The organism is Terribacillus halophilus (assembly GCF_900101385.1).
GTDB classification, from domain to species: Bacteria; Bacillota; Bacilli; order Bacillales; family Amphibacillaceae; genus Terribacillus; species Terribacillus halophilus.
This window is the reverse complement of record NZ_FMZB01000006.1, coordinates 67,796-92,489: the sequence shown is the minus strand read 5'-3', so window position 1 is coordinate 92,489 and position 24,694 is coordinate 67,796. Positions and strand designations below refer to the sequence as shown.

Below are 24,694 nucleotides of genomic sequence, written 5' to 3'. Positions count from 1 at the left end.
GGTGACTCCTTCCAATAAGGAGGCACCTGTATTAATTTTGACAACTTGAGCAACATTACTACTGAGGGAGTGGAATGAACATGAGTTTTGGTGAAATTTTCATCATACTTGTCCCGATTTTCTTCGTCATCCTACTTGGATTCATCGCCGGAAATCGTGGCATTTTCAATAAAGAAACATCTAAAGGGATTAATACGCTTGTAACAAAAATTGCATTACCAGCACACTTATTCGTAGGTATTACAACTACATCACGCGAAACGATCTTTGATAAAGCTTCATTTCTTGGATCATTATTGATTGGTGTCATCGGATTCTTCGTTGTTGTACTTCTTATCACTAAATGGACTTCTAAATATGATTTTGTACAGTCAACGATGTTTTCCTTGAACTCGACACAGCCAACATTCGCATTCATGGGTATTCCTGTTATGGGAAGTATCTTTGGAGCCGAAGCAATTGCAATTCCGATTGCATTGATGGGTATCATCGTAAACGCCGTGCTCGATCCATTGGCAACCATCCTTGGTACAGTCGGCGAACGTAACCGTAATACTGATGCGAATTCCGATGAAAAACAAGAGAGCCTTCTCAAAGTGACAGGCAAGTCCATCCTGCATGGTCTTAGTGAGCCACTTGCTTGTGTACCGATCGTCGGTTTGATCCTTGTACTCGTTTTTAACTTCCATCTACCAGAATTGGGAGAGAAATCACTTGATCAAATCGGTGACGTCGTATCCGGTGTTGCGTTGTTCGCAGTCGGTGTTACAATCGGTATCAACAGAATCAAACTAAGCTTCTCCGCATTCTCGATCGCTATCTTGAAAGCAATCGTTCAGCCGCTTGCAATGGTTCTCATCGCGCTTGCACTTGGTTTGAAACATGATGATTTCGTCATGGCTGTATTGCTTGTATCCTTCCCAGGTTCTGCGGTTGCATCTATGATCGCAATTCGATTCAGAAGCTTGGAAACAGAGGTTGCATCTGCCTTTGTAATCAGTGCAATCCTCTCTATCATTACATTGCCATTCTTAATAACGGCCATAATGTAAAACAAAAGGAGTATCCCTCTTATCGGGGATACTCCTTTTTCTATTTGACGGCAGGAAGGTCATCTGATTTCGACATTTCGTCTCGCAAGTAATCCATGTATCGTTCCAAAGTGGTTAGAATTTCATCTCGTTCGTCATCCGACAAGTCACCGGCATGCTGCAACTTCTTATATGGATTTGCACTCACTTTACTTCCTTCCTTTCATTTTAATAGGATTGATTATGTTGGTAGCTACCATATACCCCGGCTCCCCGGACAAGAAACATATGTAATATACTTGTAACAGAATTTTCAAATAATTATACCTAAGAAAAGCACTATTGTCCAGATGGGGCAATAGCGCTTTGTGTACCTTATTTAATGATTTTCACACGCTCTTCCAATGGTTTGAATTCTTTATCTCCAGCTGGCATCGCCGGCTTACCGAAAGGCATTTGCGCTCGAAGTTTCCAGTTGGATGGGATATCCCATTCCTTTTGAATTGCTTCATCCACTAATGGATTATAATGCTGCAAGCTTGCACCGAGTCCTTCCATTTCCAAAGCAGTCCAGACAACAAGCTGATGCATACCGGAAGTCTGCTCAGACCAGATCGGGAAGTTATCCGCATATAGCGCGAACTGCTCTTGAAGACCTTTTACAACTGTTTCATCTTCAAAGAATAGTACCGTACCGTATCCATTGCGGAATGAAGCGATTTTTTCTTCCGTCGGCGCAAAGTTATCAGCCGGTACAACTGCACGAAGCTGCTCTTCTGTAAGATCCCAGAAACGATCATGCTTGTCTCCAAGAAGTACGACTACACGCGTGCTTTGAGAATTGAATGCGGATGGCGTATATTTAACTGCAAACTCCACAATTTCCTGAATACGCTCATCAGAAACCGGAGATTCTTTTGCTAGTCCATAAATGGACCTTCTGTTTTCCAATGCTTTGAAAAAATCCTGAGTCATTATATATCCCTCCAAAAATTGTAGTACCGCTTGATAGCATACCCGAATAGGTAAGCCTCTATTAGTTATCCAAAATAATCGAGTTACTTTCAGTAATCAATTTATCGTATCCAAAAGAAAACGTCAATAAAAAAGGAAGCCTCAAAATTTTCTTATAAACGAATATCAACACCCGGACCAACTTGCAAACCGAGCAAACTCCATATGACGAACATAATGATCCAAGCAGCCAAAATCAAGAGGGCAAACGGAAGCATCAGCGACATAAGTGTACCGAGACCAGAGCGCTTATCATATCGTTTCATGAACCCAAGCAGCATGACAACATATGGATTCATTGGAGACAGGATATTAAAAGCTGAATCCCCGATACGGAACGCTACCTGTGTATAAGCCGGGTCGTAACCCAGCTGATAAAACATAGGAAGGAATACCGGTGCAAGCAGTGCCCAAAGCGCTGAGCCGCTCGTGATGAACAAGTTGACGATAGATGAGATGATGGTGAATCCCACCATCGCCCCAATGCCCGTCATATTCATGTTTTCCAAAGCGATACTGCCGTTCACCGAAATGATCGTACTGATATTGGTCCATTCAAAATATGCGATGAATTGCGCAGCAGCAAAGACGAGCACGATGAATCCCGACATCTCTTTCATCGCTGCGCCCATTTTCTCTGGGATATCAGAGATTTTTTTGAGTGTACCGGCAGTAAAACCATACGACACTGCCAGAATGATGAAAAGCATTAAAATCAGCGGAACAATATTACTCAAAAATGGTGATTGCAGAACTTCTCCATTTTCTCCGCGCAAAAGACCATTGGAAGGTAAAATAAGCAAGGAAACAAGAATCAAATAAACTCCGGCTGCTATGAATGCATTCCGAATGCCGCGTTTTTGTTCTGGACGCAGCTTCTCTATCTGTGCAGTCAGGATGCTCTTATCTGCGAATTCAGGATTATATTCACCAAGCCTCGGTTCAATTAACTTCTTCGAAATGAAAGCTACAACAAAAACAAGCATTATCGTCGATGCAGCCATAAAGTACCAGTTATCCAGCGGCGAAACAGCTCTGGCATCACTATACTGCCCTTGAATGACTTCTGTTGAAATGCCAGATAACAATACATCTGTTCCAGCAATCATGAAATTCGCTGTAAATCCGGCTGATACAGCAACAAAGGCAGTTAAAAGTCCTGCAATTGGGTGCTTGCCAACGGAATAATAAATCATCGCAGCGAGCGGCGGTATAATAACCATCGAAGCATCAGAAGCAATATTTCCTAACACCCCCGTGAAGATGACCATATAGGTGATCAAGCTTTTCGGGATATTTGCTACCATTCCGCGCATGACTACCTCAAAAAATCCGACATGCTGCGCAAGTCCGATACCAAACATCATCACCAGCACAAGACCAAGCGGAGCAAATCCAGTGAAGTTATCCAGCATGGAGGATAAAGCGAAAATCAATCCTTCCTTCGATAGCATGTTGTTTACTTCCACAACCTCGTTTTCAGGCGTGGTGACGGATACACCAAGCATACTCATGACCCAGGAAACAATGGCAATGATTACTGCCAGATAAATGAAAAGCATGAATGGATCAGGAAGCTTGTTCCCAGCACGTTCAATTGCAGAAAGGAATCTCAGGGCCCGACCCTCTTCCTTTTTAGGCTTTCGCGAGCCGCCATTTCGCTTTTGATTTTCCATCTCTTTACCCCCAATCTGTTAGTTAAGCTAAAATAGTTGGTTTGACGCTGTTTGGAATAGGATTCGTATATCCATTTGGCCCAAGGCGTTTTTTCATTTCGAGCTTCGCTGCCTCCAGCTGCTCCGGTTTATCGAATAAAGATAGCGCCGTGGCTGCCATTACTTCACTCGCATACAACATTCCTTTTTGGGCTAGGGATGTTTTGCCTTGGGATACTACTTGCCATGTATGTAATGGCGACCCAACAGCGAAGCAAGCTGCGTGGAACTGGACAGTCGGTGTGATTCTGCTCACATCCCCTACATCAGTCGAGCCATATTGGAAATTCTCCGAATCATGATATGGAATTGGTGTTGTAAGGATTGGCGATGCATCCATTTCTTCTTCCCACAGTACGGCATCCTTTCCAATCAGCTGCAAAATGGATCGTTTATCAGAGGAAATATCCTCTTCACTCAATGTCGCCTGAATACCTTTGGCAAAATCAAGTTCATCTGCTGTATAATCAGGGACCTTGATACGTTCCACTTGTTCTTGCATGATTCGTTCAAGGACTGTATTGCGGATGAATCCGGAACAAGCTTTATCAAAAGTTATCTCAAGCTCCGTTTCCGTCATCAATGCCGCACCTTGGGCAATCTTTACGACTCGCTGATAGATGCTTTCCACCTGTTCTGTCTCCGGAGCCCGGACTAAGTAAAGTACTTCAGCTTCCGGTTGGACAACGTTTGGAGACACTCCGCCCGCATTCGTAATCGCATAATGCAGACGCGCATCCTGTATAACATGCTCGCGCAGGAAGTTAGTACCGATATTCATCAATTCAACTGCATCCAGTGCACTTCTTCCTAAATGGGGCCCGGCTGCTGCGTGTGCACTTTTCCCTTTGAATTTGAAATAAACTTGATAGTTGGCCAGCGTCTCGGCTCTTTGCACCCCACTGTGCGTAAACGGATGCCACGTAATGGCTGCATCCGCATCATCGAAGACGCCCTCTTTTGCCATGAACGTCTTTCCCGATCCACCCTCTTCTCCAGGGCAGCCGTAATAACGGACCGTTCCGCTCCACCCGTTTTCCTGCATATACTCCTTGACAGCCAACGCTGCCCCAAGAGCACTTGTACCAAGCAGATTATGTCCGCATCCATGACCTGTACCTCCAGGTATGATTGCCTTTTGTTCAATGACTCCCGCCTCCTGGCTTAAATCCGACAACGCATCGAATTCTCCCAAAAAGGAAATGACCGGCTTTCCTTGACCATAATTCGCTACAAAAGCTGTCTCAATCCCAGCTATACCACGCTCTACTTCAAAACCTTCCTCTTCCAGTACGGTTGCAAGCAGAGCAGCAGATTGCTTTTCTTGAAAGCGCAATTCCGCGAACTCCCAAATCCGTTCACTCACCACGCATAGTTTTGCTGCTTTATCTTTTAAAAGGCCATCCACCGAGATTGTTTCCATTGACTCTCCTCCTTGGCACAAGTTTTCATGTTAGCTTTCTTCACCTGTGATGTTACATAAAGAAATAAAAATCCGCAATAGCATATCGTCAAAAAAGTCTAATAATTCTTTTTTTGTTGTAAGCCATTCTACCATATCATAAAGAAAACGCTTACATATTTGACAAAAAAACAGGAAGTCTTATCCCTTGTTCGGAAGAAAACTCCCTGTTTCACACATCAATGCGTAAATTGCGCGTCATAAAGGCGACGATATGCACCTTCTTTTTCCAATAGCTCGCTATGCTTCCCTTCTTCTGTGATACCTTGCTTGGTGACCATTATTATTTTATCAGCATGTTTGATTGTAGCCAGGCGATGCGCAATCACTAATGTTGTCCGTCCTGCTGACAACTCATCCAGCGCTTCTTGTATCTTCACTTCCGTTTCTGTATCCAGTGCAGATGTCGCTTCATCCAGAATAAGGATCGGCGGGTTTTTCAAGAATACACGCGCGATGGATATGCGCTGTTTCTGACCACCAGAAATCATTACGCCTCGTTCACCGATGACAGTATCCAATCCATCCGGAAGTTCTGCTAGAAAATCAGTCAACTGTGCTCTTCGGGCTGCTTCCTCGATCTCATCATCCGTTGCACCCAACTTACCGTAGGCGATATTCTCTCTGATTGTACCGCCAAACAAATACACATCCTGCTGCACAATCCCAATTTGACTGCGCAGGGATGCAAGCGTCATTTCATTGTTTGGTATGCCATCGATGGTGATCTCTCCGGCATTCCGTTCGTAAAAACGCGGCAGCAAGCTGCTAATCGTGGATTTACCAGCCCCTGACGGACCGACAAAAGCGACCGTCTGCCCGGCATTGATGGAGAAACTGATATCTTTAAGGATCGAGCTGCCCTCTTTATATCCGAAGGAAACATTATCATAGCGGATATTCCCGGACAAAGCTTCTACATGCTTGGCATTTGGAGCATCTTTAATATCCGGATCCAGCCGCATGATATCCATATAACGTTGAAAACCCGCGATTCCTTTCGGATATAGCTCAATGATGGCGCCGATTTTCTGAATCGGCTGGAAGAATACATTTGTCAGGAGAATGAAAGCTACTAAATCCCCATATGACATCCTATCCTGGATGATGAACCATGCACCGGCAACTAACTGGAACACCGCTATGAATCGCATCAACATATACGTAACAGATAAGTTCAAAGCCATGATCTTATAAGATAGTAATTTCGTCAGACGGTAGCGTTCATTATTGACCTTAAAGCGCGCTTCTTCATGCGCTTCATTAGTAAAAGCCTGCACGACCCGGATACCGCCGACAGTGTTTTCGATACGGGCACTGAAATCGGCAGTATCTTCATTCATCCTTCTGGAGGCTTCTGTCATTTTCTTATTACAATAAAGGACAATCCAGAATAGAATCGGCACGACCAGCATTGTCATCAGCGCCAGCGGCCAATTGATGAAGAACATGATCAACAGCGCACCAGCAATCGTCATCACTGCTATGAACAAATCTTCCGGGCCGTGGTGGGCCATCTCCCCGATCATGAATAAATCGTTGGTCAAGCGGGAAATCAGATTTCCTACCTTCGTATTATCAAAGAAACGAAAACTCAGTTTCTGCATATGCGTGAACAGCTGTTTACGCATATCGCGCTCTATATTGATACCAAGCTTATGCCCCCAATAGGTTACGATGTATTGCATGACTGTACTCAAGCCATAGACGATGAACAGCAAAATACATGCAGTGACAATCCAGCTCCAGTTTTCCGTCGGAAGCAAGCGGTCCACCATCATATTTACGCCGATCGGAAAAGCAAGCTCCAGTATAGCTACAAAGACCGCACTGCCGAAATCCAGCATGAACAGCCGTTTATATGGTTTATAAAAAGCGAAAAAATCCTTTAACAAGAACCAACACTTCTTTCTGAGAATGATTATCACTCTATTTTACATAAAACAACGCGACAGCGCATCCCTTTATCAGAATTTAGTACACAAAAAAACCGGCGCATGCTGCACCGGTTTCCCTTACACTTCTTCCTCGACTCGTCGTAGCTCATCCTGCTCCCCAGCAATCAATTTATCCAAGAAGTAAGCAACGCCAAGTTCATCATTGGATTTTGTCACATGTGTAGCGATTTCCATAAGCTCTGTCATCGCATTTTCCATGGCTACACCGTTACCAGCAACCTCGAACATACTGATATCATTCGGACTGTCCCCCACCGCATAGATATCTTCCGTTTGGATCCCGTACTTTTCAGCAAGCATGGTAACCGCATATCCTTTACCTGAATTCTCCGGCAAAATCTCCAAAATATGCTCCCCGGAAGAGGTCACTGTGATTCTGGAATTCTGACTGATTGCCTTATATACTCCAGCCAGACTTTGCAGATCGAAACTGAAGCAAAGAATCTTGAAGATTGTATTTTCATCAGTGAAAATATGGTCGATATTCGGCACAAAGCGAATGCCCGATTGTTTGAATTGAGACATGGCACCGACCCATAGCTGCTCCAGACTTTCATCCGGATTGGCAGATACCACCTTATCCAATTCCGCCTTCAGCTTCTCTTCCCCATTATATGGGGAAAGCAGCTCTGTTTCTGTATACACCTCAAAGTAGATATCCTGTTCGACTAGGAAATTCGCAACTTCCTTCGCCAATTCTTTTTCAAAAGTAATCTTGTTTAGTAACCTATAGCCGACATCATGAATCGTGCCGCCATTGGATGCGATGATCGGAATATCCAAATCATCGCCTACAAGGGATTTCACATCGAATGTCGCACGGCCGGTACTGATGGCAACCAGCATATCAGCATCGATGGCACGTTTGATTGCCGCTTTATTCTCTTTGGGGATTTGACTCTCGGTATTCAGTAATGTTCCATCCAAATCGATCGCGATCATTTTTTTAGCCAAGTAAAATCCTCCTAATAATATTTTTATGTAGTCATTTCTACCATTATTAAATTATAATGGTTTATTGTGGGACTTTTCAATCGAGAGCAGGTGAAAAGGTTTCATCTTATAACGAAAGAGGAAAAGGCTTACATATTATAACACAATCATCGCACAACTTAGGAGGTAGCAAAATATGCAGAAAAAGCAATCAAGCAGCTTATTGTATTTTTTCGGTGCATTAGGCGGCTTGCTTTATGGCTATGATACCGGAGTCATATCTGGTGCGTTGCTGTACATCGATGAAGATCTCGGCCTCACTTCCTTTACAGAAGGCTTGGTCGTCAGTTCCCTTTTAGTCGGCGCCATCATCAGTGCCGCCATCACTGGACGGGTTACAGACAAGATCGGACGTAAAAAAACGATAATCGGAGCCGGCATCCTATTTCTTATCGGCGCACTTGCTGCCGGACTGGCTGTCAATGTAACGATGATGGTTATTGCTCGTGTCATCCTTGGTTTAGCCGTCGGATGTTCCACTACGATTGTACCATTATACTTATCTGAACTTGCTCCAAAAGAAAAACGCGGCTCACTCGCTTCATTGAATCAGCTTCTCATTACAATCGGTATTCTATCTTCCTACCTCGTGAACTATGCTCTGTCCGATGCAGGCGCATGGCGCTGGATGCTTGGACTAGCTGTCATTCCAGCAGTCATCTTGATCATCGGCATGATTTTCATGCCTGAAAGCCCGCGTTGGCTCCTGACAGTAGGAAAAGAAGAACAAGCCCGTGCCATCCTGAGACGTGTACGAGGCGAAGATGCTTCCATCAATGAAGAAATCTCCGAAGTTAATAAGACAGCAAAAGAAGAGGAAGGCGGCATGAAGGAACTGCTTTCCAGTTGGGTTCGTCCTGCATTGATCGCCGGAGTAGGTATCGCCTTCTTCCAGCAGTTCATTGGTATCAATACTATCATCTACTACACGCCAATAACATTGGAAAATGCCGGATTTGCGGATTCTGCTGCCATTCTTGGTACTGTTGGCATCGGCGCGGTCAATGTTGTGATGACAATTATTGCGATCCGATTTGTAGACAAAGTTAACCGTAAAACCTTGCTGATGGCAGGTAATATCGGTATGGTTGTCAGCCTGATTGTGCTCTCTACCATCAACTTACTGGCACCTGATTCCACAGCAGCCACCTGGGCAATCATTGTATGCCTCGGCGCCTTCATTGTCGCTTTCTCCACAACATGGGGACCAGTTGTTTGGATCATGCTTCCAGAATTATTCCCTGCCAGCGTCCGGGGAATCGGAACAGGTGCAGCTACATTCGCTCTGCATGGTGCCAACTTGATCGTATCCCTGCTATTCCCGATCTTGCTCAGAGCAATCGGTATCAGCTACCTATTCTATATTTTTGCCGTCATCGGTATCCTGGCCTTCCTATTCATCAAGTTCTTCACGACCGAGACACGAGGAAAGAGCTTGGAACAAATAGAGGAAGATTTGCGTACACGCAGCAGTTAAATGAAAATGCCGCCCATATCGGGCGGCATTTTTAATTGGAAAGACTATTCTTTTTGAGTAACATAAACGTACCGATTAATCCGACAATCATCCAACCTGCTAACCATAGTAAATCAGTTTGATAAGACGAAAAAGCACTCCCTTCCAAAGCACTCATCGAGATATCCATTGTAAATACGCTTGGGGAATAAGAAAGAATGTCTCCTATCCAGCTTTCCGAGAAATATAACTGAATCATCGGGGCAAGCCCAAACAAAAACATAAAAGGCATGATATAGACGCCTGTTTGAATCAAGTTCTTGCTGATCAGACCAACAATCGTTCCAATACACAAGAACAGTACAACGGACAAGATAAAAACAAGCAGTAAGATTCCGAGATTGTTTAACTCTATATCCATAATAAACCAAGATATAACCAATGATATTATGGTGATTATTACAGTCATAGTACTTTTACCAACCATTATCTCCACTGTATTAGCCGGGGACATAAGTAAAGCTTGAAGCGTATTTTTCTCTTTCTCCTCAGAAATCAGCATGGACTGCACATACATGGTGACGAAAGTTAGAGAAAACAGAGAGACGAACACAAAACTGAATTCCTTCCCATCATCCCCCATCCTGCTATACAAAACAGCCAAAAAGATAGGTATTAAAAGCATCATCAAAACTTGCACATTCGCTTTCAAGTCGTGATATTCCTTTACGATAATTGCTGAAATACGCGCTGCATTCATGCCAGTTTCCTCCCTGTCACTTCAATGAATATATCTCCTAATGTCGGTTGATCAGAATGTACGGTCAGTAGTTGATCGGTTTGCATGTATTGATAAATCTTTTCAGCACCTGCCGCATCATTTCCTACCGTTTCCAGTCGTCCATCCTTCAGTTCGATATGGATGGTTTTTTTCGCATATTGATGTTGTAATGCTTTCGGGGAGTTCAATTCCCGAATCTGTCCCTCATGGAGAAATGCGACCCTATCACAAAGCTGTGCCGCTTCCTCCATGTTATGTGTCGTGAGGAATATCGTCGTGCCTTCCTTATTTAAATCCAGCAGCAACTCATGCATCTTTTGGACATTGGCAGGATCAAGTGCTGAGGTAGGCTCATCCAGGAATAATACTTCAGGCTTATGCAGCACGGCACGAGCAAGCAAGATTCGCTGCTTCATTCCTTTTGACAGCTTTTTGACCTGCTTCTTTTTCTCATCCGCTAATCCAACTTGCTTTAGAACCTCTTCCACTCTCTCAGTCGGTGTTCTATAAAGTTTTGCATAAAACTCCAAATTATCTTTAACTGTCATCCGTTCATATAACCCACTATTATCTGTCAAAATACCTATTTTCCCCAAATCGGCATCTTTCATTTTAGAAGCTGGTTTACCCAGGATATTAACATCTCCCGCAGTCTGCAAAAGCTGACCGGTCAGGATTTTAACAGTCGTCGTCTTCCCTGAACCACTCGGTCCCAGAAAACCAAAGATTTCACCTTTTTTTACATTGAATGAGACTTGCTGCAGCGCACGCTGCTGTCCGAATATCTTGGACAAATCTTTGACTTGCAATGCGTACTCCATATTGTGCTGCTCCTTTCCGTTCGTAACGGTTGATAACCATAGCTTACTGGCATTCACGAAAAAACGCTGTAAAATCAGGGTTAATAGCGCCTAAAAAAGCTGAATGGAGCAATTAGGCCCCTGAATACTGCAAAATATCAGGGTGAATGGAGCAGGTTATAAGCCGAGCATTCCCTTCAATTCTTCGAAACGGTTCTTCGATAACGGAACCGAGCTGCGCGAATGGTCATCCAGAATTAAACTAAAGCTATTCCGCGTCCAAGTCACCACTTCCTTCACTTGCTGCAGATTCACAAGATAAGAACGGTGACAGCGGAAGAAGCCGAAAGCCCTAAGCCGCTCCTCTAACTCCTGAAGCGTATATGTACATGGATAGACTCCATCTTGTAGATGAAGCTGCGCCACTCCTTCACTGCTCTCGATAAAGTTAATATCAAACGGATTGAATAAAATGATCTTATCATCGATTTTCGCCGGTATCTTTTCTAATTTGACTGGCTGAGCCACTTCTCCTCTCTCAACTTCTTTTTCATTTTCTTCCTCAACAGCTATCCGTTTACAGCTCTTATCCGTCAAAGAATAGACATGATTGGTCAGTGCCAATGCATTTTCCAAGTCTATAGTGGTAATGAGTATCGTTTTATCTTTGTTTCTCAGCTCCTCAATAACGCGATGAATGATCAAGCTGGTTTCCAAATCAACATTCTGTTCAGGTTCTTCCATGATGAAAATCGGCTGATCCTGCACAAGCAGTCTGCCGATTTGCAGGCGGCGTACCTGCGAAAACGTCAATTTGCTGATTTTTGTACTTTGCCACTCACGCAAGCCGATTTGCTGCATCACTTCTTCTAAATCGATCTTACTGCCATACAGTTTCCGAAAGAAAGCAAGATAATTCCTTACCTTCATCCTCGTATACGTGGCATCGTCAAGATAAAGAAAGCCGATCCGATCATTCACGGAACGCAGGTTTTCGATATTTTCACCGAATAGTAGTACACTACCGGTAGAAGGGTTTTCTATTTTGTTAATTATTTTAAGCAGCTGACTCCCAATCACTTTATTACAGCGAATCACATAACATTCCCCTGCTTGCAGTTCTATATCGATTGGAGGCAGGATCATTGTATTATGGAAAGTCTTGCTGATATTTTCGAATTGCAATGTCGTCATTTATGTATCGCCTCCTGTTTTACTTTTATTGTAAAGCTAACGCCATGAATTAGAAATACTGAATCGGAGATGAAATGCCTTGAAAAAAAATATAGATGACTACCTTAATGAGGGAATATACGGAACGAAAGAAACAAAAGCAAGTGAAAGGAGAGAGTATTTAGGAACATTGCGGGAGCGTACCATTCTCGCTATGACAGAAGGTGATGTCGTCCAGCAAAAAGGACTGAAGCAACTGGAAGCAGCAATGAAGAGCTATCCGGATGCATCCTTGCGTTTATCGGGAGAAGTGAATATACGATTCTTCAAGCCATATAAAACACTCGCATCATCACGCCGTATCCCTTACACATCGGTTACCAATCAAGAAGCCGATGTGGACATTGCGCTTGTGCTGCACGTCGACCATGCGATAAATAAGCAAGACATCTTTTTGGAGGAAGATACAGCAGAGGAAATCACCGAAAAAAAGGAAAACTCCTTTGCAACAATGCTTAAGAATATCTTTAAAAGGTAATAAAACTGTTAAGTGCCCGTAAGATTCATATGTTAGCCTGACAGAAAGGGGTAAAAAGCTTGTATACATTCGATGCGAACAATCTCTCAGCCAAAACACAATATAAGATACTGACGGGAAGCATCATTCCAAGACCGGTAGCTTTCGTCACAACCCAATCAGCAGAATCAGATGTCGTGAATGCCGCACCATTCAGTTATTTCTCAATCGTTAGTGCAGCACCTCCGCTGATCAGTATTTCGGTACAGCGTAAAGAGGGCAGACAGAAAGACACAGCACGACATGCCATTCGCTCCAAGGAGCTTGTGGTCCATATCAGCACCGAGCCGATTGTCGAGGATTTGAACAAAACAGCAGCCACCTTGCCTGCTGAAGAAAGTGAATTGGACCGCACCAACTTGACGCTTGCACCGAGCACATATGTCTCGGTTCCTGGAATTCGAGAAACATCCATCCGGATGGAATGCACATTATATGATCATATCGAGATTAAGGATGAAGAAGGAACAGTGACAGCGGACTTATTGCTCGCAAAAGTAGTAGGGTATCATCTTTCGCCGGAAGTTTATGATGAAAATACCGGCTATTTGGATGCAAGAGCAATCCAGCCAATCAGCCGCTTAGCAGGCAATGATTATAGTAAGCTGGGTGAGCTATTTACATTGAAACGTCCAGAATAAACAGGAAAGTGGTGTTCACAATGCAGAAGACAGTTGTAATTACCGGAGCGAATTCCGGCATGGGTTTTGCCACAACGGTAACTTTAGCCAGGAGAGGTCATACAGTATGTATGCTCTGTCGTTCTGAAGAGCGTGGTTTGCAAGCATTGGAGGAAGCAAAAGAACGCAGTGGTTCGGACAATATCCATCTGTATGTATGTGACCTTGCGTCATTCTCCAGTATCCATGCCTGTGCAGAAGTATTGAGAACACAGTATCCTGTTATCGATATTCTCATCAATAATGCCGGCGTTGTCACAACAAAAAAGCAATACACTGCAGATGGATTGGAGATGATGATGGGCGTGAATCACTTCGGCCACTTTCTGCTGACCAATTTGCTGTTGAAACAGATCAAAGCAGCAATTCAGGGACGCATTGTCGTCGTATCCTCCGGTGCCTATAAAATCGGAAAAATCAACCTTGATGATTTAGGGGGAACAGCATCTTTTACGCCATGGCAAAATTACGGTCACAGCAAGCTTGCTAACCTTTTGTTCACAAAAGAGCTCTCCTTACGGCTGCATCATTCAAACACCACGGTGAATGCTGTACACCCAGGAGCGGTCAGCACGAGTCTTGGGGTGGACAGACAATCCGGTTTCGGCAAAAAAGTCCATCAACTGCTCCGCCCATTTTTCCAATCACCTGCCGAAGGAGCGGATACTGCTTTGTATTTAGCAGAAAGCCCCGATGTTCAGCATGTCTCCGGAGGATATTTCTATAAACGACGGATCCAGGAAGTAAAAGGACAAGCGGATAACGATGAATTAGCCAAACAGCTATGGGCAATGAGCGAAAGGAAAGTGGGATTGACTGTTTAGTCAATCCCACTCTGGCACCAGAAAGCCGCGCTCCCTCAACAGCTCGATCGCTTCATCCATTATTGTTTCATCGTCTGCTGCCAATGTATGAAGATGAATGCCTTCTGTCAATTCTGATAAATAACCCGCTCTGCTGTTTGCTATCCTTTCAATGAACTTCTTGACTTCCCTGCGGCTGGAAACCATGATGGAGGCCGTTATCTGCCCGTAAACAGGATGCTCCACCCGGACATCCTTCACTATCACACCCAAATCCACGAGCAATTGCAGCTCCTCTTCTGTCCGTTCTGGTGCATGCTGACATGCTACGATTCTTTCCACTGCATAAACAGGCTGCTGCTGGAGTATATATCCTTCACTGGTAGCAATGATCGGATGCTGCTCCGCTTTCAGCAGTGTGACATCGCCTACGATCACTTGCCTGCTGACATTTGCTTCTTTGGCCAATTCACTCCCCTTGAGTGGAGCATCTGCTGTCTGCAGCTTTTCCAACAGCCATTTCCTGCGTGTTTTCCCCAATAGCTTCTTTCTCTCTTGAACCATTCTGATCCGCCCTTTTTGCCGTTTCCTGTATTATAGCAAATAAAAAAGACACAGCCACCCCAGCTGTGCCTTAGTCTGCATATACTTCCTGTTCCTTTTGTCCGGGAAGTACTTTCCATGGTGTCTGCTGCAGGAAATCGAAATAAAGCGGCGCAAATGGATGTCCGACATCAGAATTCCACGGTTTATTTGCACCGGTGAAATGCACGATGGCCGGTGATTGACGTGCTTCCTTATACCGTTTCCGTTCTGCCAGCTCCGTCGGCGTCTTGGTCTTGAGTATGATGAAGGATTGCGCATTCCATCGTGGATGGATCGGCTTCCACTTATCCCAAAGAATTGCATTCAGGGCATCCTGGTCATGCAAGTAGAGGAAATCCGGATCATTGTTCTCATCGATGAATTGCAGCACCTTCTTGGAGATATTCTGTTTGCGCCAGCCTTCCATATCGATGACCATCATGCCAGAATTGAAGTATTTCCCTTCCGTCGTAATATCCATCTTTTCCAGTCGCTGCAGCTGGCCAGCATCTTCCACTGCGGCCATCAATTTCCTATCAAAGTCCATGTCATGCAGCTCCGAAATGTCCGTCAGAACCAATGTATCGCAGTCGATATAAATGACACGTTCTACGTTTGGATCTGTAATGACTTCTGGAATTGAGATTCGGTAATAAGCTGTTTTATTGATATATCTGCTTTCCGTTGCATTCTTATATGATTCCGTATCTATGGTCAGAAAACGGATCGGAACACCAAATTGCATCGTCGTCTTCATCAGCATCCGCTTGTTCGGCTTGGTAATTCCTCCGTCGATTACATATAGCATGATTCGTCTATTTCGATTGACATTTGTAAGCAGTGATGCCAGCATCACACCAAGATGGTGAGCATAATTATCATCCGCACTGGAAACAACATGGATCGTATCTTTGTGATGCAAGACGTTCATCCTCCTTTGAAATCGTAAGTTTCTGTACCCTGCTTTCCGTTTTTGAAAACATGAAGCGACGAAAATAAGCAGATAGGACTTATAATTATTTGACAATTAGGACAATTATTCCGGTTAAAAAGAGCTATTACAACAAGTATTATTGCAATAGCTCTTTGATCAAGTCATTGATCAGGATAGCGGCTCGTGGAGCTCCCATCCCAGTTTCAATATTTCTACGATATAATCCGCAACTTCTTCCGGATTCAGATTATCAGTTGTAACGCGTGCGTTATGTTCTGCATAAATTGCCTGCCGTTCATCGAATATCTGCTGTACCTCGTCTACCGACTTATTATGCAGTACAGGACGATTTTCGATCAGCAGATCCATACGTTCCTTCCATCGATCCCAGCTTAAATCAAGGAATAGTACGAGACAGCTGTCGAGACATTTCTCCCGGATGGCTTCCTGCTTGAACGCACCGCCGCCAAGGGAAACGATATTACATTGTTTATTATCACAAATATCGATGACAGTGTGCCGTTCGATCTCCCGAAAATATCCTTCACCATGCTGTGCGAATATTTCTGGTATTGTCATGCCGTAACGGCGCTCGATTTCGATATCGATATCGATGAAGTCCCTAAATAGTTTATCGGCCACAAGCTTGCCGATCGTCGTCTTCCCGACACCCATGAATCCGATCAGGACGATGTTTTTCGCCCTCACGGGTATATGCTGTCTGCTCATTGTCCGCACACCATAACTCCTCTCTTTCTTACCGTATACTTTGTAATATGTTCTATTGTATACGATAAGTCAAAAAATCGTAAGAGAGAAATACCTTATTCCACCTTGGCATCTTCCAGCTCCAAATTCAGCCACTTCACTTCTTCGTCAGTCAAATCGATATCGATTGCCGGGAGTGCTTCTTCCAGCCGCTGCACATTTTTACAACCGACAATGGCGCATGTCGGAAACGCTTGATGCAGGACATATGCAATCGCAACCTGGTTCGCAGTCACGCCTTTTCTAGCGGCTATTTCGGCAGCTCGGTCAAATCGTTCCCAGTTATCATCATTGTAATAGACGCGAGCAACTTCTTCATCTGTCACATGGTTTCGATCATATGTACCGGTGAAGAAACCGCCTGCCTGGGCTGCCCATGAAATCACCGGCATTCCCGTACGGCGATGCCAAGCTAAATATTCATCATCCAGCGCCACTGTCTCCGCCCATCGTACTTCATTCAGCTGCGCAAGACTAAGATTCGGGCTATTGACCACCAGCCTGTCATATCCTTTGCTATCGGCATATGCATTAGCTTCTTCCATACGGTCAGGCTGCCAGTTTGATACTCCATATACGCCTATTTTGCCGGCCTGTTGATGCTCATGCAGCATATCCATCAGTACCTGGACAGGTACACTCCGATCATCTCGGTGTATGAGGTAAATATCGATGAAATCAGTCTGCAAGTTCTCCAAGCTCTCATGAAGATCCTTCGTGATCTCATCCGGATCCACGCGCTTCACTTCTGGATGATGCGTTCCATCCCGATCGATATGATAATGGCCGCCTTTTGAAATGAGGATGACGTTTTTGCGGGTATCGCGCTCTTGCATCCATTGTCCGATCAATTTCTCCGCCTGGTATTTTGCGTATTTCGGACCTGTATCGATTGTATTGCCTCCTACCTGCAAGAAAGCGTCCAGAACAGCGAATACATCTTGTCTTTTTTCTTCGAAGAATTTTGTCGTTCCCAGGATCAATTTTGAGAGCGGGCGCTCGATTCCTGGCATAGCTGTATATTTCATCCGAAAAGCCTCCCTTTTATTCTGAAAAATAAGTCAGTAGCTTGCATACCTATTCCCTCTTTCAGAGAAAAAGCATCCTTTGCCGCTGCAGAAAAAACAGAGTTCTTGATTGGAAGAAGATGTTGCGAGGTTGTTTCCTATGCGGGTGTATATCCACTTTAGCATTAAGTACAAGCTGACAGCAAATAAAATGAGCAGGCCTTTAGAAGCCTGCTCGGATATTATTAGCCATTCATGACTTCAGTCAGAACTGGTACGATTTGTTTTTTACGGGATACGACACCTTTAAGTGTTGCTGTATTGTTGGATAGTGTCACGTTGAACGCTTTTTCAACGGCTTCCGTATCAGCCCCGATTGCAATTGCTGTGGAATCATTGGTCAGGATATTCGTGATGGCGAACAGATACAGTTTCAACCCTTTATCCGTGATCTTCTGCTTCATCGCTGCTTCCACTTCAGCTTGACGGACAAGGACATCCTGTTCGTCGACGACATTGACCTGGGCGATTTCCACTGTTGCATCACCCATCTGAAATTCTTTTGCATCAAGTGTGATCAATTCATCGGCTGTTTTCTTGCTGACATCCGCGCCTGCTTTCAGCATATCCAAGCCGTATGTATTTACATCGACACCTGCTATCTCTGCAAGTTCCTTCGCGGCCTTGACATCCTGTTCCGTGCAAGTAGGAGATTTGAACAATAAAGAGTCAGAGATGATCGCACTCAGCATGGCACCTGCGATTTCTTTCGGAATCTCCACATCATGTTCTTTATAGATTTTTTTGATGATGGTAGCTGTACAGCCTACTGGCTCTGCACGGTAATAAAGCGGATCCGCCGTTTCGAAGTTCGCGATACGATGGTGGTCGACCACTTCAACGACAGAAACGGTGTCGATATCTGATACGCTTTGCTGTTTTTCATTATGATCGACTAGGATGACTTGCTCTGCATCTCCATCGATTGCCTCGATCATCCGGGGAGCTTCCAAACCGAAAGCTTTCAAAGCGTATGCCGTTTCTTCATTCAATTCCCCCAGGCGGACTGCTTCTGCTTCCATACCTAGTTTATTTTTCAAATGTGCGTATGCAATTGCGGATGTAACCGCATCTGTATCCGGGTTTTTATGTCCAAAGACGAGTACTTTACCCACTGCCTATCTCTCCTTTTTTGCATTGCCGGCTAATGCCGGACATGATGTATTTATTTTACATGATTATAGCTGTTTTAAAAAGGGACTCACTTGGAAACATACCTATTTCCGTGAACCCAGAAACGCCAAGGAAAATCACGGGCTTCCTGTGCATTCGGAATGCCGATCCTCGGTCCTATCTCCACTTGCTCCGGTTTGTAACCTTGTGTGATATATAATGGCGGATTGGTAAAGTGACCGCCGTACTGCGATTGCATGATCCCCATCGCCTGACACAGCTTACCTGGACCATTCGTCAATTCCCTCGGTTTTCGTCCGGGTCTGCGCGTTTCCATGAGTTCGATGCCTTCCTTCGGTTCAAGCGCTCGGATGAGAACTGCTTCCGGTATCTCTGAATCAGCACTGACGACATTGAGCAGCACTTGCCGATGCATCGTGTACGTATAGATATGACCCGGGGCATGGAACATGATCTCCGTGCGTTTCGTACGCCGATTATTGAAGCTATGCGCAGCGCGGTCGAGTGACCCACGGTATGCTTCGGTTTCTACAATATATCCGGAGGTGATCCCCTCCGGCGTTTCATGTACGAGCAGACAACCCAATAAACTTGGAGCCAGCTCCAGTGTAGGCTGCTCATAAAATGATTGGGGCAGCGGTGGATAACTTGTCATTTAACATGCTCCTTTTTCAAAAGAGGTTTCGGTTTTTGCTCCTTCCCTTTTAGCATTACCCAAACTTGGAATAAGAATGGGGCACCGATAATGACGAGAAGGCTTATGATAGTAAATATCGGAATCGGATGGACAGCACCGAAACGATCCAGCAGCATGCCTCCGATCAGCGGGCCTGCCACACTTCCAAAGCCTGTAAAGCCCATCGCCCCAAAATATGTCCCCTTCATATCAGGATTGGCAATCTCATCGATGAACATATCCGACATCGAGAATAACAGCACTTCCCCGATCGTGAATAATATGACGGCAGCTGCAATCCAGATGATATTATGCAAGAATGCCATACTCAGCAAACTGATGGCAATCAGTATATTCCCAAGCATCAAGGACAAAACAAGCGAATACCGTTTCGCCACAGCCACTATCGGATATTGCACAACCAGGACTGTTAGAGCATTCAACGTGAGCATCATGCTGAAAACTTTAGCCCCATCTTCTATAGTAGGCGTAGCTGCGAAAAATTGCGGCAAGGTAGCGCTAAAGTGCGAATACCCAAACACACTGATCGTGACCCCGATCAGCAGGAACATAAATAAAGTATCCTTTCGCGTTACATGAAATGCTTCACGGACGCTGATCCTGTTTGCTGCGGCAGCTATTTCTTCCACTTTGACACGTAAGAATTGAAAAATCAAAACAAGTCCATATACAAAATAAACGAAAGCAGCTATCAGGAATGGAGCTGTCGAAGAAGCGGAACCGAAGTACAGCCCCAGGAGCGGTCCGAATACGACTCCAATATTGATTGCCGTATAGCGCAGATTGAAAACGAGCAATCGATTTTTTTGATCAGTCACATCTGATAAAAGGGCTTTCGATGTAGGTTCGAATAATGAACGGCATAATCCATTCAGTGCATTCATAACGAAGAATACCCAGATGGCATCTGCCAGCGCGAATCCTACGAAAACGCCGCACCAGCCAAATATACTGATAGCGATGATTTTCTTTCTGCCGAATCGATCAGAAAAGTATCCGCCGTAAAAGCTGGATAATATACCGACCAAGGAACTGATGGCAATGATCAATCCTGTGAACCCGGCAGACGCTCCCTTCTCCTGCGTCAAATAAATTGCTAAAAAAGGAATACTCATACTAGTGGCCATCCTGCCGAACACCGTTCCGATGATGATCGTCCAGCTAAAAGGATGCAGTGAACGTAAAACTGACATGCTGTCTCATCTCCTCATAATCCAGATTATAGCAGATTACAAGGGTGCTGTTCTTGCATTCCCGAACCGCTCAGAAAATAATCAAAAAGGATCAGACTCATATCTGATCCTCCAATTTCTCTTCTTTTTTCAATAAATCGCGAATTTCCGTGAGCAGCTCCTGTTCCACGCTCAATTTCTCGACTACCTCTTCTGTCTGCGGCTGCTTGCGCTTCAGACGATTCATTACTTTGACGACAATGAATAACGCTGCAGCAATCAAAAAGAAATTGATCACCGTTTGAATGAATGCACCATACTTCACTACAGCGCTGCCAACAGTGAACTGAAGCCCGCTAAAATCATGCCCGCCTGTGATGATGCCGATAATCGGCATGATGATATCGTTGACGAGGGAAGTCGTGATGGCACTGAACGCGGAACCGATCACTACGGCTACAGCCAAGTCCACGACGTTTCCGCGTAACGCAAACTCTTTGAATTCCTTGAGCATCGTATGTATCCCTCCTTCGGCTAGTACCATTTTTACGCATCCATCTATCTTTTTCAAGTATAGCCATCCCAAAATAAAACGAGACCCCGCATGGAGTCCCGTTTGCCATTATAATTATTTCCACCAGTCATCATGTATGGATGCAGGTTGCTGCCGTTTATGTGTTGTTTTGAAATAACGATCTTCAAGCAGCTTTGCCGTGTTCTCGTCGATGATTTTCCCTTCGAGATAATCATCAATATCCTCGTATTTCAACCCAAGCTCCGCTTCATCTGCTTGCCCTGGCTTTTCATCAAGCAAATCAGCAGTTGGTAATTTCTCATATAAACGTTCCGGGGCACCAAGCTCTATCAGCAGCTGCTTGCCTTGCCGTTTATTCAGGCCGCTGAGCGGCAGAACATCTGCCCCGCCATCTCCGTATTTCGTGAAGAAACCGGTGATTGCTTCCGCTGCATGGTCTGTACCGATGACAAGCAACCCCTTCTGACCGCCAATTGCATATTGGGCAATCATACGCATCCTTGCTTTGATATTGCCTTTATGGTAATCAGCAAGCTTTTCGCCTGCAGCATCTTCGTAAGCATCGGCAGCTTTGATTACAGCCTCCTTGATATTGTATACATAAGACTCGGCCGGATCGATGAATTTCAATGCCAGCTGTGCATCTTCTTCATCCGCTTGCTCCCCATATGGCAAACGTACTGCAGCAAAGGTCACATCCTTGCCTTCGTTTTTCAATTCTTCAATTGCCAGCTGCGCAAGACGTCCTGCCAATGTGGAATCCTGTCCCCCGCTGATACCGAGAACGAAACCTTTAGCACCGGTCTTAAGCAAATATTCCTTCAGGAAGTCGATTCGGCTGCGGATTTCCTGCTTAGCGTCTATTGTTGGTTTTACTTGCAGCTCTTCGATGATTCTTGTTTGATTGGACATGATTTTGCCTCCTCGATGAATAATGATAGTACTCTTTTCCCTCTCAAGCTGGAACGTAATCTATTTATGTATCATGCTCTCTTTCTATAGTATAAACCAATCACCTGATAAAAGCCGAAAAATAAAACCCGCGAATCAGTTCTCCGCGGGCTTCGTATTCAGATATGCCTTCATATCCTCCATCGTCTTTTCCATACGCTGGACATCTATATCAAAATCAAGATCTGTTGAACGAAAGAATGGATCATCAAAAGTGAAAAGCTCTGCAATGTAGTCTTCATAAGCTCGCATCGCAAACAACTCCTTTCCATTTCTTCTTTCGTCTATTCTAGCTCAATTCCCTGCCGAAAAAAACCCATTCAAAGGAACTTATTCACCCTCCCTGCGTTTTAGAACATCCCGTTTATGTCAATAACTTCATTTATGGAACAGAAGGAGGCAGAGAAAAGATGGATTTATATGAATTCATGAAAGAGGGCAATCCCGGGAGACAACAAACCAGACAGCCAGGTATCCAGCATGAGATGGACCCCCTCCCGATTGAGGAATTCGAGCATTGGAAGGGAAGCGGAAAACTGCGGGGCAAGGTGGCTTTGATTACCGGAGGAGACAGCGGTATCGGACGTGCTGTTGCTATCGCGTATGCAAAAGAAGGTGCTGATATTGCGATTTCCTATCTGGATGAACAAAAGGACGCGGACTATGCAAAGAAACGCATCGAGCAAGAAGGTGTCAAATGTATTCTCTATCCAGGGGACATAAGCGATGCTGTGTTTTGTGACAATCTGATCGATCATGTTGTACAGGACTTCAATAAGCTTGATATCCTGGTAAACAATGCTGCACGTCAGGAAGTTCAGAATGATTTGACCGATATTACGCCTGAGCAGTTAGAGCGTACATTCCGTACCAATTTCTTCAGCTATTTCTACCTGACACGTGCTGCGCTGCCGCATCTTGGCAAAGGCAACTGTATCATCAATACATCATCCGTCACACCGTATATCGGCAACCCGACATTGATTGACTATACGTCGACCAAGGGAGCCATCGTCGCTTTTACTCGCTCACTGGCGAAAGGTCTTGCTTCCAAAGGAATACGAGTGAATGGCGTAGCACCCGGACCGATTTGGACACCGCTCATCCCGGCCACCATGCCGCAAGAGACCCTGGGAAGCTTCGGTACCCAAACACCCCTTGGCAGACCCGGCCAGCCTGTTGATCTAATCGGAAGCTATGTGCTGCTCGCTTGTGATGAAGCAGCTTATATTACTGGACAGTTCATCCACGTAAATGGCGGAGACTATATGTCATCTTAAATGAAATAAGGAAGCTGCAGATGCAGCTTCCTTATTCTTTGCTTTTCCAAGCTTGTGTTTTATCATCTTCATCAAATTCGATAATGACATCCGTGACACCTCTATGCTCCATTATCTGAGCTTCCAGACGGTCCTTGATATCATCGGCAGCAGCTACTGTAAGTGCCGGGTCGATCTCCAGTTTTGCTTCTACGTGGAAGGACTCTCCTTCCTTTACCACGGTCATTTCCTGGATATCCTTCACGTCTTTATCTGCAAAAAGAATATTTCCGATTTTGTCGGCCATCTCCTCGTCAGCTTCCCCGATGACACCAGCAGCATTATCAAGGAAAACGCGTCCCACCACTAAAAACATCATTGCACCTATTATGATGGAAGCGATGCCTTCTGCTTGGTAAAACGGTGTATACGCAGCAATCAGGATCGCGATAATGGCAACCAGTCCCCCGCTGGTTGCCACCAAGTCTTCCATGAAAACCAATTTTGTAGCTGGCTTAGCCCGTTTCACATGCACGAAACTCATTGGAATGACCGCAAACCCCTTCGCACCTGATTCACTCTCATGGGCAATCTCACGCATCGCTTTCAGCAGCACATACCCTTCAAGAATACAGCCGAGTGCAAGTACTGTGATACTTATCCATAGTCCTTCTGATTCCGATGGATGCGCCAAGTGCGTAATTCCCTCACGTATCGTTTCATAAGCTAATATCCCGACGATCAGGACAGCCCCAAGTAGCACTAAGTTGACTGCCCGGCCAAACCCTCCCGGGAACCGCTCTGTCGGGGCTTTCTTGCTAAGCGCTGATCCAACATAGACGAATAGCTGGTTAGCAGCATCACCGAAACTGTGCATCGTTTCCGCGAACATTGCCACATTCCCCGTCAGCAGGAAAGCTCCTCCTTTTACAAGTGCAATAACCAGATTGACCATTGCAGCCAATGCAGCTGATTTACTTCCCTGACGTAACAGACTTACATATTCTTTCATGCTGTCTCTTCCTTCTTTGTGGTATTTATATGTAGTAGTTTATGGTAACAATAATTTTAGCATAGCATACATTGAATGCAACACAGACCCGTATGCGCAGCCATTGTGTTTTAGTTTTAGTACAAACGGTTATTCCA

26 protein-coding genes are annotated in these 24,694 nt (G+C 44.8%); 6 read left to right on the top strand and 20 right to left on the bottom strand.

Annotation, left to right across the window (positions count from 1 at the left end; genetic code table 11):
• The first annotated feature begins 80 nt into the window (after nt 1-80).
• Nucleotides 81-1,052 carry an AEC family transporter gene (locus BLQ53_RS11535; protein ID WP_093727470.1) on the top strand — a complete coding sequence of 324 codons (972 nt, stop codon included), beginning with the start codon at nt 81-83 and terminating at the stop codon, nt 1,050-1,052.
• A 40-nt stretch (nt 1,053-1,092) separates the two neighbouring features.
• On the opposite strand, the gene BLQ53_RS18965 is transcribed toward BLQ53_RS11535, so the two are convergent.
• The 6 genes from BLQ53_RS18965 to BLQ53_RS11510 form a co-directional block, all read right to left on the bottom strand.
• Nucleotides 1,093-1,239 (bottom strand): hypothetical protein, encoded by a 147-nt coding sequence (locus BLQ53_RS18965; RefSeq protein WP_170829674.1) that lies wholly within the window; start codon nt 1,237-1,239, stop codon nt 1,093-1,095.
• Nucleotides 1,240-1,406: 167 nt separating this feature from the next.
• On the bottom strand, nt 1,407-2,006 hold the full coding sequence (locus BLQ53_RS11530) for a nitroreductase family protein (RefSeq protein ID WP_093727469.1): 600 nt from the start codon (nt 2,004-2,006) through the stop codon (nt 1,407-1,409).
• Between the two features lie 152 nt (nt 2,007-2,158).
• On the bottom strand, nt 2,159-3,721 hold the full coding sequence (locus BLQ53_RS11525; RefSeq protein WP_093727468.1) for an AbgT family transporter: 1,563 nt from the start codon (nt 3,719-3,721) through the stop codon (nt 2,159-2,161).
• 22 nt (nt 3,722-3,743) lie between these two features.
• Nucleotides 3,744-5,183: a M20 family metallopeptidase gene (locus tag BLQ53_RS11520; RefSeq protein ID WP_093727467.1), complete on the bottom strand. Its 1,440-nt coding sequence runs from the start codon at nt 5,181-5,183 to the stop codon at nt 3,744-3,746.
• Between the two features lie 218 nt (nt 5,184-5,401).
• The gene (locus tag BLQ53_RS11515; RefSeq protein WP_093727466.1) at nt 5,402-7,117 is read right to left on the bottom strand and encodes an ABC transporter ATP-binding protein; all 1,716 of its coding nucleotides are present in this window, start codon (nt 7,115-7,117) and stop codon (nt 5,402-5,404) included.
• Between the two features lie 120 nt (nt 7,118-7,237).
• Nucleotides 7,238-8,122 (bottom strand): Cof-type HAD-IIB family hydrolase, encoded by an 885-nt coding sequence (locus BLQ53_RS11510; protein WP_093727617.1) that lies wholly within the window; start codon nt 8,120-8,122, stop codon nt 7,238-7,240.
• Nucleotides 8,123-8,309: 187 nt separating this feature from the next.
• On the opposite strand from BLQ53_RS11510, the gene BLQ53_RS11505 reads away from it, so the two are divergent.
• Nucleotides 8,310-9,650, top strand: a complete 1,341-nt coding sequence (locus BLQ53_RS11505; protein ID WP_093727465.1) for a sugar porter family MFS transporter — start codon at nt 8,310-8,312, stop codon at nt 9,648-9,650.
• A gap of 31 nt (nt 9,651-9,681) precedes the next feature.
• Here BLQ53_RS11505 and BLQ53_RS11500 read toward each other — a convergent pair whose 3' ends face one another.
• From BLQ53_RS11500 to BLQ53_RS11490, 3 genes are all read right to left on the bottom strand, one after another.
• Nucleotides 9,682-10,389 (bottom strand): ABC transporter permease, encoded by a 708-nt coding sequence (locus BLQ53_RS11500; protein ID WP_093727464.1) that lies wholly within the window; start codon nt 10,387-10,389, stop codon nt 9,682-9,684.
• Nucleotides 10,386-11,231, bottom strand: coding sequence for an ABC transporter ATP-binding protein (locus BLQ53_RS11495; RefSeq protein ID WP_093727463.1), 846 nt, complete (start codon nt 11,229-11,231; stop codon nt 10,386-10,388). The genes BLQ53_RS11500 and BLQ53_RS11495 overlap by 4 nt, the downstream gene beginning before the upstream one ends.
• 156 nt (nt 11,232-11,387) lie before the next feature.
• Complete coding sequence (locus BLQ53_RS11490; protein ID WP_139180874.1) at nt 11,388-12,404, bottom strand: LytTR family transcriptional regulator DNA-binding domain-containing protein; 1,017 nt, start codon at nt 12,402-12,404, stop codon at nt 11,388-11,390.
• A gap of 79 nt (nt 12,405-12,483) precedes the next feature.
• On the opposite strand from BLQ53_RS11490, the gene BLQ53_RS11485 reads away from it, so the two are divergent.
• Genes BLQ53_RS11485 through BLQ53_RS11475 form a run of 3 tightly spaced genes read left to right on the top strand, consistent with a single transcriptional unit; the run spans nt 12,484 to nt 14,464 of the window.
• Nucleotides 12,484-12,921, top strand: coding sequence for a YueI family protein (locus BLQ53_RS11485; protein ID WP_093727462.1), 438 nt, complete (start codon nt 12,484-12,486; stop codon nt 12,919-12,921).
• A 59-nt stretch (nt 12,922-12,980) separates the two neighbouring features.
• The gene (locus BLQ53_RS11480; protein ID WP_093727461.1) at nt 12,981-13,601 is read left to right on the top strand and encodes a flavin reductase family protein; all 621 of its coding nucleotides are present in this window, start codon (nt 12,981-12,983) and stop codon (nt 13,599-13,601) included.
• A gap of 20 nt (nt 13,602-13,621) precedes the next feature.
• Nucleotides 13,622-14,464, top strand: a complete 843-nt coding sequence (locus BLQ53_RS11475) for an SDR family oxidoreductase (protein ID WP_093727460.1) — start codon at nt 13,622-13,624, stop codon at nt 14,462-14,464.
• Here BLQ53_RS11475 and BLQ53_RS11470 read toward each other — a convergent pair whose 3' ends face one another.
• From BLQ53_RS11470 to BLQ53_RS18960, 10 genes are all read right to left on the bottom strand, one after another.
• Nucleotides 14,465-15,007, bottom strand: a complete 543-nt coding sequence (locus BLQ53_RS11470) for a transcription repressor NadR (RefSeq protein ID WP_093727459.1) — start codon at nt 15,005-15,007, stop codon at nt 14,465-14,467.
• 70 nt (nt 15,008-15,077) lie between these two features.
• The gene (locus BLQ53_RS11465) at nt 15,078-15,950 is read right to left on the bottom strand and encodes a glycosyltransferase family 8 protein (protein WP_093727458.1); all 873 of its coding nucleotides are present in this window, start codon (nt 15,948-15,950) and stop codon (nt 15,078-15,080) included.
• 180 nt (nt 15,951-16,130) lie between these two features.
• Nucleotides 16,131-16,691 (bottom strand): shikimate kinase, encoded by a 561-nt coding sequence (locus tag BLQ53_RS11460; RefSeq protein WP_093727615.1) that lies wholly within the window; start codon nt 16,689-16,691, stop codon nt 16,131-16,133.
• A gap of 95 nt (nt 16,692-16,786) precedes the next feature.
• Entirely contained in the window at nt 16,787-17,758 is a 972-nt protein-coding gene (locus tag BLQ53_RS11455; RefSeq protein WP_093727457.1) for an aldo/keto reductase, read from the bottom strand.
• Between the two features lie 224 nt (nt 17,759-17,982).
• A complete protein-coding gene (locus BLQ53_RS11450) occupies nt 17,983-18,912 on the bottom strand; it encodes a manganese-dependent inorganic pyrophosphatase (RefSeq protein ID WP_093727456.1) in 930 nt (309 codons plus the stop codon).
• An 86-nt stretch (nt 18,913-18,998) separates the two neighbouring features.
• The gene (locus BLQ53_RS11445) at nt 18,999-19,586 is read right to left on the bottom strand and encodes a DNA-3-methyladenine glycosylase (protein ID WP_093727455.1); all 588 of its coding nucleotides are present in this window, start codon (nt 19,584-19,586) and stop codon (nt 18,999-19,001) included.
• Complete coding sequence (locus BLQ53_RS11440; protein WP_093727454.1) at nt 19,583-20,821, bottom strand: MDR family MFS transporter; 1,239 nt, start codon at nt 20,819-20,821, stop codon at nt 19,583-19,585. Before BLQ53_RS11440 ends, BLQ53_RS11445 begins: the two co-directional genes overlap by 4 nt.
• Nucleotides 20,822-20,918: 97 nt before the next feature.
• Complete coding sequence (mscL, locus tag BLQ53_RS11435; protein ID WP_093727453.1) at nt 20,919-21,314, bottom strand: large-conductance mechanosensitive channel protein MscL; 396 nt, start codon at nt 21,312-21,314, stop codon at nt 20,919-20,921.
• A gap of 114 nt (nt 21,315-21,428) precedes the next feature.
• Nucleotides 21,429-22,247, bottom strand: coding sequence for an ammonia-dependent NAD(+) synthetase (gene nadE, locus BLQ53_RS11430; protein ID WP_093727452.1), 819 nt, complete (start codon nt 22,245-22,247; stop codon nt 21,429-21,431).
• A gap of 135 nt (nt 22,248-22,382) precedes the next feature.
• Nucleotides 22,383-22,538, bottom strand: a complete 156-nt coding sequence (locus tag BLQ53_RS18960; RefSeq protein WP_170829673.1) for a hypothetical protein — start codon at nt 22,536-22,538, stop codon at nt 22,383-22,385.
• 158 nt (nt 22,539-22,696) lie between these two features.
• On the opposite strand from BLQ53_RS18960, the gene BLQ53_RS11425 reads away from it, so the two are divergent.
• Complete coding sequence (locus tag BLQ53_RS11425) at nt 22,697-23,566, top strand: SDR family oxidoreductase (protein WP_093727451.1); 870 nt, start codon at nt 22,697-22,699, stop codon at nt 23,564-23,566.
• 31 nt (nt 23,567-23,597) lie between these two features.
• On the opposite strand, the gene BLQ53_RS11420 is transcribed toward BLQ53_RS11425, so the two are convergent.
• The gene (locus tag BLQ53_RS11420) at nt 23,598-24,557 is read right to left on the bottom strand and encodes a cation diffusion facilitator family transporter (protein WP_093727450.1); all 960 of its coding nucleotides are present in this window, start codon (nt 24,555-24,557) and stop codon (nt 23,598-23,600) included.
• Nucleotides 24,558-24,694: the final 137 nt, after the last annotated feature.

Excerpts from the sequence above, each read along its gene's own strand:
- BLQ53_RS11440 (WP_093727454.1), bottom strand. The coding sequence starts at position 20,821 with ATGTCAGTTTTACGTTCACTGCATCCTTTTAGCTGGACGATCATCATC.
- BLQ53_RS11470 (WP_093727459.1), bottom strand. The coding sequence starts at position 15,007 with ATGGTTCAAGAGAGAAAGAAGCTATTGGGGAAAACACGCAGGAAATGG.
- BLQ53_RS11460 (WP_093727615.1), bottom strand. The coding sequence starts at position 16,691 with ATGAGCAGACAGCATATACCCGTGAGGGCGAAAAACATCGTCCTGATC.
- BLQ53_RS11500 (WP_093727464.1), bottom strand. The coding sequence starts at position 10,389 with ATGAATGCAGCGCGTATTTCAGCAATTATCGTAAAGGAATATCACGAC.
- BLQ53_RS11475 (WP_093727460.1), top strand. The coding sequence starts at position 13,622 with ATGCAGAAGACAGTTGTAATTACCGGAGCGAATTCCGGCATGGGTTTT.
- mscL (WP_093727453.1), bottom strand. The coding sequence starts at position 21,314 with ATGCTCAAGGAATTCAAAGAGTTTGCGTTACGCGGAAACGTCGTGGAC.
- BLQ53_RS11510 (WP_093727617.1), bottom strand. The coding sequence starts at position 8,122 with ATGATCGCGATCGATTTGGATGGAACATTACTGAATACCGAGAGTCAA.
- BLQ53_RS18960 (WP_170829673.1), bottom strand. The coding sequence starts at position 22,538 with ATGCGAGCTTATGAAGACTACATTGCAGAGCTTTTCACTTTTGATGAT.
- BLQ53_RS11455 (WP_093727457.1), bottom strand. The coding sequence starts at position 17,758 with ATGAAATATACAGCTATGCCAGGAATCGAGCGCCCGCTCTCAAAATTG.
- BLQ53_RS11530 (WP_093727469.1), bottom strand. The coding sequence starts at position 2,006 with ATGACTCAGGATTTTTTCAAAGCATTGGAAAACAGAAGGTCCATTTAT.
- BLQ53_RS11445 (WP_093727455.1), bottom strand. The coding sequence starts at position 19,586 with ATGACAAGTTATCCACCGCTGCCCCAATCATTTTATGAGCAGCCTACA.
- BLQ53_RS11420 (WP_093727450.1), bottom strand. The coding sequence starts at position 24,557 with ATGAAAGAATATGTAAGTCTGTTACGTCAGGGAAGTAAATCAGCTGCA.
- BLQ53_RS11490 (WP_139180874.1), bottom strand. The coding sequence starts at position 12,404 with ATGACGACATTGCAATTCGAAAATATCAGCAAGACTTTCCATAATACA.
- BLQ53_RS11425 (WP_093727451.1), top strand. The coding sequence starts at position 22,697 with ATGGATTTATATGAATTCATGAAAGAGGGCAATCCCGGGAGACAACAA.
- BLQ53_RS11535 (WP_093727470.1), top strand. The coding sequence starts at position 81 with ATGAGTTTTGGTGAAATTTTCATCATACTTGTCCCGATTTTCTTCGTC.
- BLQ53_RS11505 (WP_093727465.1), top strand. The coding sequence starts at position 8,310 with ATGCAGAAAAAGCAATCAAGCAGCTTATTGTATTTTTTCGGTGCATTA.
- nadE (WP_093727452.1), bottom strand. The coding sequence starts at position 22,247 with ATGTCCAATCAAACAAGAATCATCGAAGAGCTGCAAGTAAAACCAACA.
- BLQ53_RS11495 (WP_093727463.1), bottom strand. The coding sequence starts at position 11,231 with ATGGAGTACGCATTGCAAGTCAAAGATTTGTCCAAGATATTCGGACAG.
- BLQ53_RS11520 (WP_093727467.1), bottom strand. The coding sequence starts at position 5,183 with ATGGAAACAATCTCGGTGGATGGCCTTTTAAAAGATAAAGCAGCAAAA.
- BLQ53_RS11525 (WP_093727468.1), bottom strand. The coding sequence starts at position 3,721 with ATGGAAAATCAAAAGCGAAATGGCGGCTCGCGAAAGCCTAAAAAGGAA.